At 69.2% G+C, this 13,668-nt stretch carries 16 protein-coding genes; 4 read left to right on the top strand and 12 right to left on the bottom strand.

What is annotated here, in order from left to right; genetic code table 11:
• Nucleotides 1-206 precede the first annotated feature (206 nt).
• Nucleotides 207-686, bottom strand: a complete 480-nt coding sequence (locus F8S09_RS16285) for a hypothetical protein (protein ID WP_152872522.1) — start codon at nucleotides 684-686, stop codon at nucleotides 207-209.
• An 84-nt stretch (nucleotides 687-770) separates the two neighbouring features.
• Here F8S09_RS16285 and F8S09_RS16280 point away from each other — a divergent pair, with 84 nt between their 5' ends.
• Entirely contained in the window at nucleotides 771-1,253 is a 483-nt protein-coding gene (locus F8S09_RS16280) for a GreA/GreB family elongation factor (protein WP_152872521.1), read from the top strand.
• A gap of 1 nt (nucleotide 1,254) precedes the next feature.
• Here F8S09_RS16280 and F8S09_RS16275 read toward each other — a convergent pair whose 3' ends face one another.
• Nucleotides 1,255-2,379 carry a PQQ-dependent sugar dehydrogenase gene (locus F8S09_RS16275; protein WP_152872520.1) on the bottom strand — a complete coding sequence of 375 codons (1,125 nt, stop codon included), beginning with the start codon at nucleotides 2,377-2,379 and terminating at the stop codon, nucleotides 1,255-1,257.
• A gap of 108 nt (nucleotides 2,380-2,487) precedes the next feature.
• Nucleotides 2,488-2,640 carry a hypothetical protein gene (locus F8S09_RS17790; protein WP_194165407.1) on the bottom strand — a complete coding sequence of 51 codons (153 nt, stop codon included), beginning with the start codon at nucleotides 2,638-2,640 and terminating at the stop codon, nucleotides 2,488-2,490.
• A 62-nt stretch (nucleotides 2,641-2,702) separates the two neighbouring features.
• Between F8S09_RS17790 and F8S09_RS16270 the strand changes: the two genes are divergently transcribed.
• From F8S09_RS16270 to F8S09_RS16260, 3 genes are read left to right on the top strand one after another with little or no spacing between them, the layout of a single operon-like run.
• Nucleotides 2,703-3,062, top strand: coding sequence for a hypothetical protein (locus F8S09_RS16270; protein ID WP_152872519.1), 360 nt, complete (start codon nucleotides 2,703-2,705; stop codon nucleotides 3,060-3,062).
• Nucleotides 3,059-3,514, top strand: coding sequence for a hypothetical protein (locus tag F8S09_RS16265; protein WP_152872518.1), 456 nt, complete (start codon nucleotides 3,059-3,061; stop codon nucleotides 3,512-3,514). The genes F8S09_RS16270 and F8S09_RS16265 overlap by 4 nt, the downstream gene beginning before the upstream one ends.
• A gap of 15 nt (nucleotides 3,515-3,529) precedes the next feature.
• The gene (locus F8S09_RS16260; protein WP_152872517.1) at nucleotides 3,530-4,249 is read left to right on the top strand and encodes a hypothetical protein; all 720 of its coding nucleotides are present in this window, start codon (nucleotides 3,530-3,532) and stop codon (nucleotides 4,247-4,249) included.
• A 43-nt stretch (nucleotides 4,250-4,292) separates the two neighbouring features.
• On the opposite strand, the gene der is transcribed toward F8S09_RS16260, so the two are convergent.
• The 9 genes from der to mqnE all read right to left on the bottom strand — a co-directional run bounded on the left by der (nucleotide 4,293) and on the right by mqnE (nucleotide 13,618).
• Nucleotides 4,293-5,618 (bottom strand): ribosome biogenesis GTPase Der, encoded by a 1,326-nt coding sequence (der, locus tag F8S09_RS16255; protein ID WP_152872516.1) that lies wholly within the window; start codon nucleotides 5,616-5,618, stop codon nucleotides 4,293-4,295.
• A gap of 232 nt (nucleotides 5,619-5,850) precedes the next feature.
• Nucleotides 5,851-7,698: an ABC transporter ATP-binding protein gene (locus F8S09_RS16250; protein ID WP_322618882.1), complete on the bottom strand. Its 1,848-nt coding sequence runs from the start codon at nucleotides 7,696-7,698 to the stop codon at nucleotides 5,851-5,853.
• 135 nt (nucleotides 7,699-7,833) lie between these two features.
• Complete coding sequence (locus F8S09_RS16245) at nucleotides 7,834-8,700, bottom strand: c-type cytochrome (RefSeq protein ID WP_152872515.1); 867 nt, start codon at nucleotides 8,698-8,700, stop codon at nucleotides 7,834-7,836.
• Between the two features lie 62 nt (nucleotides 8,701-8,762).
• Nucleotides 8,763-9,143: an MGMT family protein gene (locus tag F8S09_RS16240; protein WP_152872514.1), complete on the bottom strand. Its 381-nt coding sequence runs from the start codon at nucleotides 9,141-9,143 to the stop codon at nucleotides 8,763-8,765.
• Between the two features lie 249 nt (nucleotides 9,144-9,392).
• The gene (locus F8S09_RS16235; RefSeq protein ID WP_152872513.1) at nucleotides 9,393-10,628 is read right to left on the bottom strand and encodes a NupC/NupG family nucleoside CNT transporter; all 1,236 of its coding nucleotides are present in this window, start codon (nucleotides 10,626-10,628) and stop codon (nucleotides 9,393-9,395) included.
• A gap of 69 nt (nucleotides 10,629-10,697) precedes the next feature.
• Nucleotides 10,698-11,561, bottom strand: a complete 864-nt coding sequence (locus F8S09_RS16230; RefSeq protein WP_152872512.1) for a menaquinone biosynthetic enzyme MqnA/MqnD family protein — start codon at nucleotides 11,559-11,561, stop codon at nucleotides 10,698-10,700.
• The gene (locus F8S09_RS16225) at nucleotides 11,558-12,145 is read right to left on the bottom strand and encodes a uridine kinase family protein (protein WP_152872511.1); all 588 of its coding nucleotides are present in this window, start codon (nucleotides 12,143-12,145) and stop codon (nucleotides 11,558-11,560) included. Before F8S09_RS16225 ends, F8S09_RS16230 begins: the two co-directional genes overlap by 4 nt.
• Nucleotides 12,142-12,477 (bottom strand): nuclear transport factor 2 family protein, encoded by a 336-nt coding sequence (locus F8S09_RS16220; protein ID WP_322618881.1) that lies wholly within the window; start codon nucleotides 12,475-12,477, stop codon nucleotides 12,142-12,144. Before F8S09_RS16220 ends, F8S09_RS16225 begins: the two co-directional genes overlap by 4 nt.
• 10 nt (nucleotides 12,478-12,487) lie before the next feature.
• Nucleotides 12,488-13,618: an aminofutalosine synthase MqnE gene (mqnE, locus tag F8S09_RS16215; RefSeq protein WP_152872510.1), complete on the bottom strand. Its 1,131-nt coding sequence runs from the start codon at nucleotides 13,616-13,618 to the stop codon at nucleotides 12,488-12,490.
• Nucleotides 13,619-13,668: the final 50 nt, after the last annotated feature.

Genomic DNA, 13,668 nt, shown 5'->3' with positions numbered 1-13,668 from the left:
GAAGTGCTCAGCGAGCAGGGCAGTGAGGCTAGACTGAGGGGGTCGGCTCCGGGTGTCTTTCATCGCAGAAAACACCGTACTGGAGCCGACTCCTCATGCCTTGACCTGACTTTTGACCCCCAGAGAGAGGATACGCGACTTTCCGCGAACAGTGCCTTACCAACTGGAAAAGCCGCCCCGAAGAGCGGCCTCCCACTTCTCAACGTTTACAGCCCCGGAATCGGCACCGCCACCGGGCGAATCGGCTGCCCCTGCCGCTCGGCCGTGTTCAGCAGATTCGTCGCCTGACGGTTGAGGCCCTGAATGCCCGCCTCGTTGAAGCGGCCCCGTTTCAGGTCGTTGCCGACCGCATTCAGAGACTTGTTAAAGCCCGGCAGCAGCGAGCCGATGCGCCGCAAGAAGGGGTCGCTGGAGGTCTGGGTCATGCGGTAGGCGAGGTTGACCTGATAGGCGGCAAAGGCCAGGGCCACGCCCGCCTTGACGATGTTGGCCCGCTGGCTGGGAGCGCCGACCTGGAACTTGTACTCGCGGTAGGGTCGCCAGACCCAGGTATTGAAGGCGTAGTAGGCTGCGCCGAGGTGAAAGACGAACTTGGCCTTCTCCCAGGCAGTGGCCTCTGCCTGCTGCGCGGGACCAGCCACGAGCAGGGCACTGGCGAGAACGAGGGCAGAACGTTGGGCACGCATGGGGGGAGTCTGGCGGGAGGGCAGCGCGGCAGGATGAAGCCGGGATTCACGCACCCTGGACCTGCGGCGGGGCACCATGCCCCCATGCCCCAGCCTGTCCCCCTGACTCCCGAGGGCCTCGCCCGGTTACGTCGGCAACTGACCCAGGAAACGGAGCGGCTGGAAGAAACCCGCCGCGTCGTGCGCGAGCAGATGGGGGCTAATGATCAGGAAAACCAGGGACTGCCCGAGGCTCAGGGGCGGCTGCTGGCGCTTCAGACCCGCGTGGACGAGCTGGAAGACCTGCTGGCGCGGGCAGTGCCCATCAGACCGGGAGGAGGGCCGGGCGACGCTATTCACCTCGGCTCGGTGGTCACGCTGCTAGACCTCGGCACGAACCGCCGCCTGACCCTTCAGCTCGTCGGCCCGCACGAGGCGGCGGCGGTGCCCGGCGAGCGCCCGCGCGTCAGCAGCGAGAGTCCGGTGGGGCGTGCCTTGCCCGGCCGCCGGGTGGGGGACACCCTCACCGTGGACCTCGGCCGCCGCCTCGTGCGCTACCGGGTGGAGGAGGTGAGGAGCTGCCCGTGACTCAGCGGCTCATCTTCAGGATGCGCCCGCTGCCGTACTCGGCCACGTACAGCTCGCCCGCCTCGTCCTCCCCGAAGGTGGAGGGGTTGTCCACGCGGCCCAGCGTGGTCTTGGTCCAGGTGTTGCCCGTGGGCCGCGACGCCCACACCGTCCCGGTGCCGAAGTCCCCGAAGACGTACTGGCCCTTCAGCGCGGGGACGGCGCTCCCCCGGTAGACGTAGCCGCCCGTGATGCTCTGGCCCTCGTTGCGCCCGTACACCAGGACGGGTTCGGTGAGGCCCTGGGTGCGGCAGCCCGTGGACGGCTCGAAGCAGCGGTTGCCCTCGCGCACCTTCCAGCCGTAGTTCTCCCCGCCCCGGCTGCTGCGCGGCTGGCGATTGATCTCCTCCAGCGCGTTTTGCCCCACGTCCGCGATGATCAGGTCGCCGCCCTGCCGGTCGAAGGAAAAGCGCCAGGGGTTGCGCAACCCATACGCCCAGATGTACGGGTTGGCCCCGCTGCGGTTCACAAACGGGTTTCCGGCGGCGGGCCGGGCCGCGTCCCCGCTCACGTCGAAGCGCAGCAGCTTGCCCAGCGGCGTGCTGAGCTTCTGGCCGTTGTTCTGCGGATCGCCGCCCGAGCCGCCGTCGCCCAGCCCCAGGTACAGGAAGCCGTCCGGCCCGAAGGCGAGCTGCCCGCCGTTGTGGTTGGCGTAGGGCTGCTCGGTGGTAAAGAGGGTCCGCGCACTCTGCGGGTCGCCCCGGCTGAAATCGGCGGTGGCCGTGTAGCGGGCCAGCACCGTGTCCCCGTTGCGGTCGGTGTAGTGGACGTAGAAGCGGCGGTTGGTCCGGTATCCGGGGTCGAAGGCCAGCCCCAGCAGCCCGCGCTCGCCGCCCGCGCGGGTCAGACCGCTCACGTCGAGGAAAGGCTGGGCCTGAAGCTGCCCGCCGCGAATCACCCGCACCTGCCCCCCCTGAAGGGTCACGTACAGCCGCCCCGACCCGTCGCCCGCGTGGGTGATGGTCGTGGCCTGCCGCAGGCCGCTGGCAAAGGGGACGAAGCGCACCTGAGGGGTCTGGGCCGTGGCGCACGAGGCGAGCAGGGCCGCGCCGAGGGTCAGCGCCGCACGAACCGTGGTCGGTGACATGGGTCAGTGTGCCGGGTGGGTCCGGGCACTGTCTGTAAGCGGAGGTCTGGAAGCGCAGCAAGCAGACCGGCCCCGCGTCCAGAGGTCGGGGGCCGGTTCGGGGGGCGTTCAGTCGTCGTCGCCCTCATCGTCGTCCCGGTCATCGTCTTGCTGAGAGATGCTGGTGCCCGCGTCATCGTCGTCGTCGCCGCCACCGGGCGCACACGCCGCGAGGCTGAAGACGAGCAGACCACCGAGCAGCAGGCGCAAAAAGAGGCTCATGGCCCCAGCGTAGGGGGCGATGGGTCGGCGCACATGTGCCCCTCTTGGGGCTACGCTGGGGCATGACGCCGCCCACCCTCCCCCCGGCCCTGGAAAAGTACCGCGCCCCCGGTCCCGAGCGCCTGAAGCTTTACGCCGCCCTCTTCGTGATGCTGGTGCTGAGCGCCGTGCTGGGCCGGGGCCGTCCCGGCGACCTGGGCACCCTGGAGACGCTGCGCCGCAGTCCCTTCGCCCGCGTGATGTTCATGGACATCGGCGTGCTGAGCACCCTGGGGGCGCTGTACCTCGTGCTGAACGGCAAGACGGCGGTGCGGGTGCCTGCCGCCCTCGCGTCCCTGTTCGCGGGCAGTTTCGCCCTGCTGCCCGCCCTGGCCTGGGAGGACCGGCAGGCGATGAAAAGGGGTGAGGAGGCCGGGGGGTGAGCGCCGGGGTCTCCCGGTTCCGGCGGGTCGCCGGGGGCGCGGCGCTGGCCGTGCTGCTGGGGACCCTGTCCTGGCTGGCGTTTCATTGGGCGACCCTCCCGGACGTGCTGCCGCTGCGAATGAATCTGAACTCAGCCCCCACACTGGGCAGCAAGGCGCGGCTGCTGTTCCTGCCGCCGCTGATGGGGCTGGTCTTCCTGACCTTCTCGTGGAGCGAGAGAACCGGCGTCCTCAACATGCCCGACCTCGGCTCGCCCGGGCGCAACCGGGCGGCGGCGCGGGAGGCCTCGGCGGGCCTGAGGTTCTTCTGCACGGCGCTGCTCGCGCTGCTGCTGCTGAGCATGGTCGCCATGTCGGACGCGGCGCCGCCCGGCGTGGTGAGGTCGTTCTTCGCCTGGGTCGGGGGAGCCGGGCTGGCCGTCTGGCTGGTGACCGCCCTACGCCGCCGCTAGCCGGGGAGGAAACCCGTGGGCCGACGCCTCGACGAGTTGCTGACAGACCTCTGCCCCGACCCCGCCCACCCGCTGGCCCCGGCCCTGCGGCGCTGGAGCCAGGCGTCGCCTCCGTTCCTGAAGTTTGCCCAGGCGCACGCGGCCAAAATCCGCAAAAAGGTGCGCCTGGCTTCCTCGGAGGGCGAGGGGCGGGACCTGCTGGCCGAACTCGCGGTCGCCGCCCTGCTGGTGGCCGATCCGCGCTGCGCCGTGGGGTACGAGCCGCCCCACCCGGCCGGGCAGCGGGGGCCAGATTTCGAGGTGATCTTTAAGGGACATACCTCGCTGCGGGTCGAGGTCACCCGGCTGCGGCTTCCTGAGGACGAGGAAGGCGACCCGGTGGGGACAGGGGCCGTTCGCCGGGTGGCGCGGGTCATCTGCGACAAGATCGGGCAGTGTGCGCCCGGCGGGGCCAACCTGCTGATCATCGTCGTGCCGCCGGGGGCTGTCCGCGAGGCCCTGGTACCTGCCGCCCTGCGGCTGCTGGACGGCCCGGTTCCTTCTGGGCTGCGGCCCGAGGATGTGCGCGAGTTTCAGCGGCACCGTCAGCGTCTGGGCGCCGTGGCCCTCTGTTCCCTCTCCGCCGAGGGTCAAGTTCTGGCCGCGCACCTCTGGACGAATCCCACAGCGAAGCATTCCCTGCCCCCAGACTTCGCCCGGTTCCTGCTGCGGGCCACCGACGGGGCGGGGCGCTGATACAAGGAAAGGGGGCCGGAGATATTGTCCCCGGCCCGCCCGCCTACGCCTCGGCTTCCTCGCCCTTCTTGCCGCGCTTGTACGGCCCCTTTTCCTTCCACTTCAGGCGCACCGGAATCCCGGCGAGTTGCAGGTCCTCGCGGATGCGGTTTTGCAGGAAGCCCTCGTAGGCGCGGGTTACGAAGTCGGCGCGGTTGCAGAAGATGGCGAAGGTGGGGGGCGCCGTTTCCACCTGCGTCATGAAGTACATCTTCAGTTTCTTGCCGCCGAAGTTGGGCACGGCCTGGCGCATCTGCCAGACCTCCAGCCAGCGATTGAGTTCGGCGGTCGGGATGCGGCTCTGCCACTTCTCGTAGAGCTTCATGGCCTCGGCCAGCATGTCGTGAATGCCGTAGTCGTTGATGGCGGACGTGTACACGCGCGGCGCGTAGGAGATGTGGTGGAGCTTCTGGTTGAGGTCCTTTTCGGTGCGCTTCAGTTCCTCGTCGGGCACGAGGTCCCACTTGTTCACCACCACGATCACGGGTTTGCCGCTGTCGTAGGCGAGGTTGGCGAGCTTGAGTTCGTGGTCGCCGATCTCGGTCGCGTTCACGACGAGCCAGATCAGGTCGCTGCGCTCGATGGCCGCCTGCGACCGCTGAATCGCGTAGTCCTCGATGGCGGTGTCAGGCTTCCTGCGGATGCCTGCCGTGTCCACCAGCACGAAGCGCTGCCCGCCGTAGTCCCATTCCACGTCCAGCGAGTCGCGGGTGGTGCCCGGCTGGTCGGCCACGATGGCCCGGTCCGTGTGGGTGATCGCGTTCAGCAGGCTGGACTTGCCCACATTGGGCCGCCCGATCAGCGAGATGCGGATGGGGGCGATTTCCGGCACGTCCTCGTCGTCGGCGGGGAGATGCGCCATCACCCGGTCGAGCAGCTCGTCGAGGCCTCGGGCGTGCTCCGCGCTGATGGCGACCGGATCGCCGAAGCCCAGGCCCCACAATTCGGCAAGGTAAACCTCGTGCTTGGGGCTGTCGATCTTGTTGGCGACCACGACCACGGGCTTGCCCAGTCGCCGCAGCCAGTCCGCGACCTCGTAGTCGGCGGCAGATAAGCCCTCGCGCGGGTCAAGGACGAAGATGACGGCCTGCGCCCCCTCCATCGCCCATTCCGCTTTCTCGCGGATGGCCTGCTCCCACTCGTCCCCGCTCCACAGCCCGCCCGTGTCGATCAGGGTGATGCGGTGGTTGTGGTAGAGCATCAGCCCCTCTTTGGCGTCGCGCGTCACGCCAGGAAAGTCCGCGACGACGGCTTCGCGCCGCCCGATCAGGCGGTTGAACAGGCTGGATTTGCCGACGTTGGGTCGGCCCACGATGGCGACTTTCTGCATATGGACGCTCCTTTCGGTGTCGCAACGTCTCCGGCGTCAGGAGAGGTCGCGCCGCTGCCCGCCGCCGATGCTCAGGCTGGGTGGGCCATAGGTGGAGAAGTCTAGCAGGGGGAAGTGAGGGGAGGATGGCTCCCGGCGGCGCTCCCTTCCACCGGTTGCTGTTGACGAATCCTGCATACCGCGCTATCTTATTTCTATCACCGCCCGAAGAGGCGGCTTTTTTATTGCCCGCTCAGTCTGCCCCCACCGCGTCCGGCTGCGGGCGCCCCGCCTCCTCCCCGGTGTACTGCCCGGCCTGGAGGCGCCACAGCTCGGCATATTCGCCGCCCTGCGCGAGCAGCTCGGCGTGGGTGCCGTCCTCAATCAGCCGCCCAGCCTTCATGACCAGAATCCGGTCGGCCATCAGCACGCTGCCGAGGCGGTGGGTGATGAGCAGGGTGGTGCGGCCTCGCGCCAGCGCCGCGAAGGCGGCAAAGACCTCGCTCTCGCTGCGGGGGTCCAGCGCTGCCGTCGGCTCGTCCAGAATTAGGACGCGGGCATCCCGGTACAGCGCCCGCGCCGTCGCCAGCTTCTGCCACTGCCCGCCTGAGAGGTCCACCCCGCCGAACGCCTGCCCGATGCGGGTATTCAACCCGTCCGGGAGCCGGGGCAGGATGCCGCTCAGCCCGCTCGCATCGGCGGTTTGCGAGAGCTTCTCCCCGTCCTCGGGCCGCCCCAGCAGTACGTTGTCGCGCACCGTCCACTCGAAGCGGGCGAAGTCTTGAAAGACCGCCGCCACCTGCGAGCGCCACGCGGTGAGGTCCACGTCGCGCAGGTCCACCTCCTCGCCGGGGGCGCCCAGCAGCACCCGGCCCGAGGTCGGGTCGTAGAAGCGCAGCAGCAGCTTGACCAGCGTGGTCTTGCCCGCCCCGTTCTCGCCCACGATGGCGACGACCTGCCCTTCGGGGACATGCAGCGAGACGTGCTCCAGTACAGGCGGGAGGTCGCGGTAACCGAAGCTCACGTCCTCCAGCCGCAGGTCCAGCCGGGTGGGGAGGGGCCGGGGCTGCGGCGGCGAGGCCACGCTGGGTTTCGCGTCCAGGAAGGCGTAGTACTTCTGGAACCACCGGAGATGCTCGGTCCCCATCCCGAGGTACTCGGTCACGCTGCCCAGGCTGTCGCGCACCCCCGAGAGTGCCCCGATCACCAGCACGACCGTGCCCGCCGTGAGCCGCCCGGCCCCCGCCTGCGCCACCGCGTAGGCGAAGAGGCCCGCCGTGACCGCCAGCGCGAGCACCTGCGCGGGGAGCAGCCCCAGCACCTGCTTGTTGCGCATGCCGCGCATGACCCGCTGGTAGGCCAGCGCCCCGTCCACGTAACGCCCGGTCAGGTAGGGCATCAGGTCGTAGAGGCGAACCTCCTTGGCGTACTCGTGCCGCAGGGCGACCCGCTGGTCGTAGGCGAGTTCGCGGGCCTCCTGGGTGCGCTGGATGGCGAGGCTCCAGCCCATCTCGCGCAGCCGGATCTGGGTGCGGGCCAGCGGAATCATCCCGATCACGACGATGAGCGGCACCCACCACCCCACCGTCAGGAGCGCCCCCGCCACGCCGACCACGCCCACCACCGCTTGCAGCAGCCCCAGGAGCGTCGCCGTGAGGTTGAGCGGCCGGAAGCGGGCGCCCGTCTGGAGCGTCTCCACGTCGTCGTGAAAGCGGGGGTCTTCCACCACGTCCAGCCCCGGCAGCGCCTGCATCTTGCGCATGAGTTGCGTGACCGTCTGCACCGTGAAGTGGTCGGTCGCGTACCCCTGAAGCACCGCCCGCCCTACCGCCGTAAGCTGCCCGACCAGCGCCGTGCCCGCCCACGCCACGGCGAGCAGGGTCAGGTTGGCCTCCCCGCCACCCGCGACCGCCGTGATGCCGTCCACCGTCCACTTGCTGAGGAAGACGGTCGCGGCGGGCAGCAGGCCTTGCAGCACCACCATCAGCGCCATCAGCGAGACGATGCCGGGCGCACTCCGCACCAGCGAGGGCACCGCCCGGCGCAGCACGGCGAGCAGTTCGGAGGTGGGGATGGGGCCGGTCGCCGGGGGTTTTCGCACCCGCCGAGTGTAGGCAGCCCCGGCGGGGGCAACCGTGGCCGGATGGACTCGTCGGCGGGCGTGGGCCGTGCCACAATAGGACCACAAGGCAAAGCGCCGCCCCGTGAGAGTGGGGCGGCGCTCCTGCTGGGAGGCTCAGTTCAGGGTCTTGATGTAGGCGTGCAGGTCCACGATCTGCGCGTCGCTGATCTGCGCTTCCGAGTAGCGGGGCATGGTGGGCGCGAGTTCGCGCTCGGGGGTCTTGCCCTCGCGCAGGGTGGTCGTGAACTGCGCCAGCGTCCAGCTCTTGGGGCCGTCGGCCGTGACCAGGCTGGGGCCGAAGCCGCCCTGCCCGTTCGCGCCGTGGCAGCCCGCACAGTTGCTGGCGAAGATGGTCTGCCCCGCGCCGGTGTCACCCGCCGAGTCGGTGGGCTGGCCGGTGACGGCTTCCTCGGCGGTGTTGCCCTCGCCGGTGTTCTGCGCGGTCGAGGAGCCGATCTCGCCGGTGGCGCGGGCCTCGTCGGCCTCGGCGGTGCCCAGCGGCGCGACAGTGGCCCCGGCCCCGGTCTGGTCGGTGGTGGACACGGCGTCGGTGTTGGCCTCGTTAGTGCTGGTTTCCCCGGCAGCGGTGTCGGCCTCGGCCTGTGCCCCCTGCTCGGTACTCGTCACGCCCTCCTCGGCCTCGTCGCCGCTGTTCGTGCCCATTCCAGCGCTCTGGCCGCCCTGCCTCTCGGCGGCGGCTTCACCTTCCTGCGTGCTGCCCGCGCTGCCTGCCTGTCCCTCGCTGGTGCCCTCGGACGAGGCCACGTCCTCGGACTCGGACCCGGTCGCGTCCGCGCCCGTCTGGTTCTCACCCTGCGCGATGATGGTGCCCTCTTCGCCCGCATTGGCCTCGCCCTGCGCCTGCCCCAGCCGGGGAGCCACGATCAGGAGTGCGATGCCCAGAATCAAGCCGAGCGTCACGCCCAGCACCCAGGACAGGACGTCGCCTGCCACCCATCTCTGCCGCCTCGTTCGCTTCATAGCCCCCAGAATACGCCGGGGCCAGGGGGACGTTGTGCTCCGGGGGCTGCAATCGGTCGGGGTTAGAGCAGCGGTTCAGGCGCCGCGTCCCGCCCGTCCTCTGGCGGCCACCACTGCCACCGGGCGAGGTCGCAGCGGCCCGAGGCGTCGAATGTCACGCCCTCGGCCTCCAGCAGCTGCTCCTGCACGTCCCCGAAGCCGAGTTTGTGGGTGCTGACCTTGCCCTGCGCGTTGATGACCCGCTGCCAGGGAAGGTCGGTTTCACCACTCTGCGCCCTTCCCGCAAGGCTGCCCAGCACGAACCCCGCGAGCCGGGCGCCGCCGGGACCGGGACGTCCGGCGAGGAGGGCGAGCTGGCCGTAGGTCATCACCCGGCCGGGGGGGATGCGGGCGACGAGGGCGAGGACTTGGTCGCGGAAGGTCGCGTCGGGGGAGGTGGGCATGGGGACAGGGTAAGGGGCAGGGGGTCTTGATTGCGGTTTACCCCCTCTCTCCAGGGGAAAGGCTTGGGCGCCCACGCGCCGAACGGCTCTTCTGCCTGGGACGTGGACGCGCTGGGTGGGGATATTGAGAGCGGCGGACACAGGAAAAGGACGGCGTTTGCGGCGGCAGAAGTTGGCCCCTCTTCCCCAACGGGAGAGGGGCATTGCGAGGCAACAGGATGAGGGAGGGGGTGTTCCCCCCGTATTCCCTCACCCGATCAGCATTCCCGCCAGCGTGCCGCTCAGCAGGTTCGCCAGCGTGCCCGCCGCGACCGCCCGCAGGCCGAGCTGGGCGATGTCGCCGCGCCGCGTGGGGGCGAGGCTGCCCAGGCCGCCCAGCAGGATGGCGAGGCTGGAGAGGTTGGCGAAGCCGCACAGGGCGAAGGTGATGATGGCCTCCACCTTGGGCGAGAAGGCGCCTTCCTTCAGCGCGTCGGCGAACTCGACGAAGGCGACGAACTCGTTGGTCACGAGTTTCTGCCCGATGAAGCTGCCCGCCGTGGCCGCCTCACCCCAGGGGACGCCCATCACGAACGCGAGGGGCGCGAAGAGGTAGCCCAGCAGCAGCTGCACGCTGAGGTCGGGAAAGCCGAACACGCCGCCCAGAGCCCCGAGCAGCGTGTTCAGCAGCGCGATCAGCCCGATAAAGGCGATCAGCATGGCCCCCACGTTCAGCGCCAGCCCCAGCCCATCACTCGCGCCCCGCGCCGCCGCGTCGATGGCGTTCACCGGGCCGCCCTCGGGGTCGCCGGGCACCTCGCCCTTGTAGTTCTGCGGCGTGTCCTTCTCCGGCAGCATCAGTTTCGCCATCAGCAATCCAGCGGGAGCGGCCATGAAGGAGGCGGCGATCAGGTAGTCCAGCCGCACCCCCAGCAGCGAATAGCCCACCAGCACGCTGCCCGCCACGCTCGCCAGGCCGCCCACCATCACCGCGAACAGCTCCGAGCGGGTCATGCGCTCGATGTAGGGCCGCACGACCAGCGGCGCCTCGGTTTGCCCCACGAAGATGTTGGCGGTGGCCGACAGGCTCTCGCCCCGGCTGGTGCCCAGCAGCTTGCTCAGGCCGCCGCCCAGCACCCGCACGACCGCCTGCATCACGCCGATGTGATAGAGCACCGCGATCAGCGCACTGAAAAACACGATCACCGGCAGCACCCCAAAGGCGAAGACGAACCCCACCCCCTCCAGCGCCCCGTTCGTGAGGTTGCCGAAGACGAAGTTGATGCCCTCCTGCGCGTTGCCGATGATGGCCTGCACCCCCCGCGACACGGCGTCGAGCGCCTGCCGTCCCAGCGGCCAGCGCAGCACGATCAGCGCGAAGGCGATCTGAAGGGCCAAGGCCCCCAGCACGGTGCGCCAGTTCACCCGGCGGCGATCCGTACTCAGCAGGAGCGCCAGTCCCAGCAGCACGGCCATGCCGCCCAGTCCCCAGAGAATGTCGGTCATGGAGGCAGCGTAGGGGCCAGGGGTGAGGCCGTGGCCCGGTGGGGGCCGGGGCGTCCCTTCATGCCCGCTTCAGGGCTGCGCGGCCAGCCCCGAGGGTTCCCCCGGCCGTGGCCCGAAGCTCAGCCGCGCGTGCCCCGGCTCAGCGAGGGCCGCGAACTCGGCCAGCCCCAGGCGGTCGGGCGCTTCAAGGTGGTAGCGGAAGTTCCACAGGTAGTGCTGCACCACCCGTTCCGGCAGCCCCAGCTTGGCCGCGTGCCGCGCCGATACGTCCGCGAGGTGCCCCAGCCCCTGGCGCCGCGCCTCCCGCATCGCCTGTAAGAGGGCGGCGGGCGGCGGGTTCTCCTTGCGATACGCCCACACCGCAAAGACGAAGGGGTGCCCGGTCAGCGCGAACCACTCCTGCGCGAGGTCGGTCACGGTGATCCCCCGCGCCGCGTTGGGCAGCGCGGTCATGCTGCGCTCAGGTGTGAGCGGCCCGGCCACCCCGTACCACTCGCGCAGGGCGCTGTCTCCGATGCGCAGCACGCCGTCGTACCCGGAGGCCAGCAGTTCCTCGGCCTCGCCCTCGGCCCGCTCCAGCCTGGGCGAGAGGCCGCGCTCCCGCAGCAGCACTTCCAGCAGCGCCACGCTCATGGACGACTGCGCGGTCAGGGCGACCCGCCGCAGGTCCTCCAGCGGCCGGGTATGAAAGAGGTTGACCGAGTACACCGCGCCCAGGACCGCCACGCTGAAGTCCGGCAGCGCCTCCAGACGGTCGGCGTGCCGGATGAACTCCACCGCGCTGATGTTGGCGATGTCCACCCGGCCCGAGAGCAGGGCCGAGTTCATCTCGGTGGGCACCCCGGTGATCGCCGTGACGCCCGGCGGCAGCACGAGGGGGTCAAGGATGGGGGCGACGTTGGTGTAGTGAATCCATCCCGCGCGGTAGGTCATGCGTTCACTCCCGAAATCACCACATCGGCTGCCAGGGCGGGATGGTGATGTTCGTGATACCAGTCTTCGGCAGCTTTCCAGCGCTTGACCCATTCAGCGCTCCCGCTGCGTGCGGTCAGTCGGCTCTGCCGCAGTTCTTCTGGGGTATCTACGTACACCTTCAGGTCATACAGATGCCGCAGTTCCGGCCGTAAGGTGGAGACACCTTCCACGATCAGCCAGCCCTCCGGGGAGAAATGAATCTGTCGTGGCCCAGTGCCTGCCCAGTCGTAAGCCAGAAAAGAACCACTGCTGCCGTTTCTGACCGTTGTCAATTCGGCCCGCAGGCGTTGCCACTCGAGGTACTGCATATAACCCTGCTCGGGTGACAGGCCTGCTCGCTGCTCCTCTGGCATGGACCGGTAGAAGTCATCACCATGCAGCACTTGCGCACCCAGCGCAAGGGAAAGCCGTTCAGCCAAGGCGCGTTTGCCACTGCCCCGGTAGCCATCTATAGCCACGATGAAGACCTCTTGCGGCCAGGGCATGTCTCGTAACTTCCGAATGAGGGCGTCAAACGTCAGCAACGGGGGGAGGGATGTCATGCCACCACCTGCACGCCCACCGCCCGCCACTTCCCCTCCCGCCGGGCGTACACCCGGAAAAAGCTCTGCACCCGCACGCCGTTCGCATACAGCGTGCCGCGCGTGAAGGCCGCATCCCCGTGAACCCGCGCTGCGTGGCGCTCGAACATCAGGGCGGCGGGGGGATTCTGGCGCATGCCCTCCAGCAACTCGGCCCTGAACACCGCCCGCCCGTCGGGGAAAAAGCCCACCCAGTCGTCGGCGAGCATTTCTGCCAGCGCCGACGGGTCGCGGCGATGGTAGGCGGCGTTCCAGGCGTCGTCCAGCCTCAGCACGGCGTCGAGGTCGCTCACCGGGCTTCACCTAGTCGGCGGCCTCCGCGCCGGAACGGGAGAAGGTCTCCAGTTCGTGGTAGTAGGCGTCGCGCAGCACCGGCACCCGCCCGGCATCCTGAATCATCTTCACCATGCCCGCCTGCGACAGCGCCATCGGGGAGGTCGCCCCTGCCGCGTGCGCGATGTGCTCCTCCTGAATGGTGCCGTCGATGTCAGAGACGCCCCAGTCCAGGCTCACCTGCGTCAGCTCCGAGCCGATCATCACCCAGTAGCCCTTGATGTGCGGGAAATTGTCGAGGTAGATGCGGGCCACCGCGAGGTTCCGCAGGTCGTCCAGCCCGGTCGTGAAGTCGGTCTTGCCGAGGTTCTGCGCGAGCGTGTTCCCCAGCGGCTGGAAAGCGAGCGGGATAAAGGCGTGGAAGCCGCCCGTCTCGTCCTGCAACTCCCGCAGGCGGTGCATGTGGTCCAGCCGCTCCTCCAGCGTCTCGATGTGGCCGTAGAGCATGGTCGCGTTTGTCCGCATGCCCAGCGAGTGGGCCTCGCGGTGGATTTGCAGCCACTTCTCGGCCTTGACCTTGTTCTTGGCGACCTGCCGCCGCACCCGGTCGGCGAAAATCTCCGCGCCGCCCCCCGGCATCGCCGCGAGGCCCGCCGCCTGAAGCTCGCGCAGCACTTCCAGGGTGGGCTTCTTGCTGATCTTGGCGAGGTGCTCGATCTCGGCCGCCGTAAACGCCTTGACCTGGAGGTCGGGGAAGTTCTGCCGAAGCTGGCGCACCATCTCGGGGTAGTAGTCCCACGGGTGATTGGGGTGGTGCCCGCTGCTCATGTGCAGTTCGGTGATGCCGGGCAGATAACGGCGGCGGACCTGCGCGGCGACTTCCTCGGGCGAGTAGTCCCAGGCCCGCTCCTCGCCCTTGCGGGCGGCGAAGGCGCAGAAGGTGCAGCCCACGTAGCAGATGTTGGTGAACTCCAGCCGCATGGAATGCACGAAATAGACCTTGTCGCCGTGCAGCCGCTCCTTTTGCAGGTTTGCCAGCCGCATCAGCGCATTGAGGTCACGGGTGTGGTAGAGCCGCAGCCCCTCGTCAAAGGAGAGGCGCTCGCCCGCTTCCACCTTCTCCACTACTGTAGCGAGGCTCTGGTCGCGCAGCCACTTCATGAGTGGAGTCTACGCCGGGGCGGGGGAGGGAAGTGTCCCGGAGGGCAGAA

It is taken from the genome of Deinococcus terrestris, from assembly GCF_009377345.1.
In the GTDB taxonomy this organism is placed as follows: domain Bacteria; phylum Deinococcota; class Deinococci; order Deinococcales; family Deinococcaceae; genus Deinococcus; species Deinococcus terrestris.
This window is presented reverse-complemented; position numbering and strand designations above follow the sequence as displayed.

Bases quoted from the DNA above. Each gene is read 5' to 3' on its own strand.
- F8S09_RS16285 (WP_152872522.1), bottom strand. From the start codon at position 686: ATGCGTGCCCAACGTTCTGCCCTCGTTCTCGCCAGTGCCCTGCTCGTG.
- F8S09_RS16280 (WP_152872521.1), top strand. From the start codon at position 771: ATGCCCCAGCCTGTCCCCCTGACTCCCGAGGGCCTCGCCCGGTTACGT.
- F8S09_RS16275 (WP_152872520.1), bottom strand. From the start codon at position 2,379: ATGTCACCGACCACGGTTCGTGCGGCGCTGACCCTCGGCGCGGCCCTG.
- F8S09_RS17790 (WP_194165407.1), bottom strand. From the start codon at position 2,640: ATGAGCCTCTTTTTGCGCCTGCTGCTCGGTGGTCTGCTCGTCTTCAGC.
- F8S09_RS16270 (WP_152872519.1), top strand. From the start codon at position 2,703: ATGACGCCGCCCACCCTCCCCCCGGCCCTGGAAAAGTACCGCGCCCCC.
- der (WP_152872516.1), bottom strand. From the start codon at position 5,618: ATGCAGAAAGTCGCCATCGTGGGCCGACCCAACGTCGGCAAATCCAGC.
- F8S09_RS16245 (WP_152872515.1), bottom strand. From the start codon at position 8,700: ATGAAGCGAACGAGGCGGCAGAGATGGGTGGCAGGCGACGTCCTGTCC.
- F8S09_RS16240 (WP_152872514.1), bottom strand. From the start codon at position 9,143: ATGCCCACCTCCCCCGACGCGACCTTCCGCGACCAAGTCCTCGCCCTC.
- F8S09_RS16235 (WP_152872513.1), bottom strand. From the start codon at position 10,628: ATGACCGACATTCTCTGGGGACTGGGCGGCATGGCCGTGCTGCTGGGA.
- F8S09_RS16230 (WP_152872512.1), bottom strand. From the start codon at position 11,561: ATGACCTACCGCGCGGGATGGATTCACTACACCAACGTCGCCCCCATC.
- F8S09_RS16225 (WP_152872511.1), bottom strand. From the start codon at position 12,145: ATGACATCCCTCCCCCCGTTGCTGACGTTTGACGCCCTCATTCGGAAG.
- mqnE (WP_152872510.1), bottom strand. From the start codon at position 13,618: ATGAAGTGGCTGCGCGACCAGAGCCTCGCTACAGTAGTGGAGAAGGTG.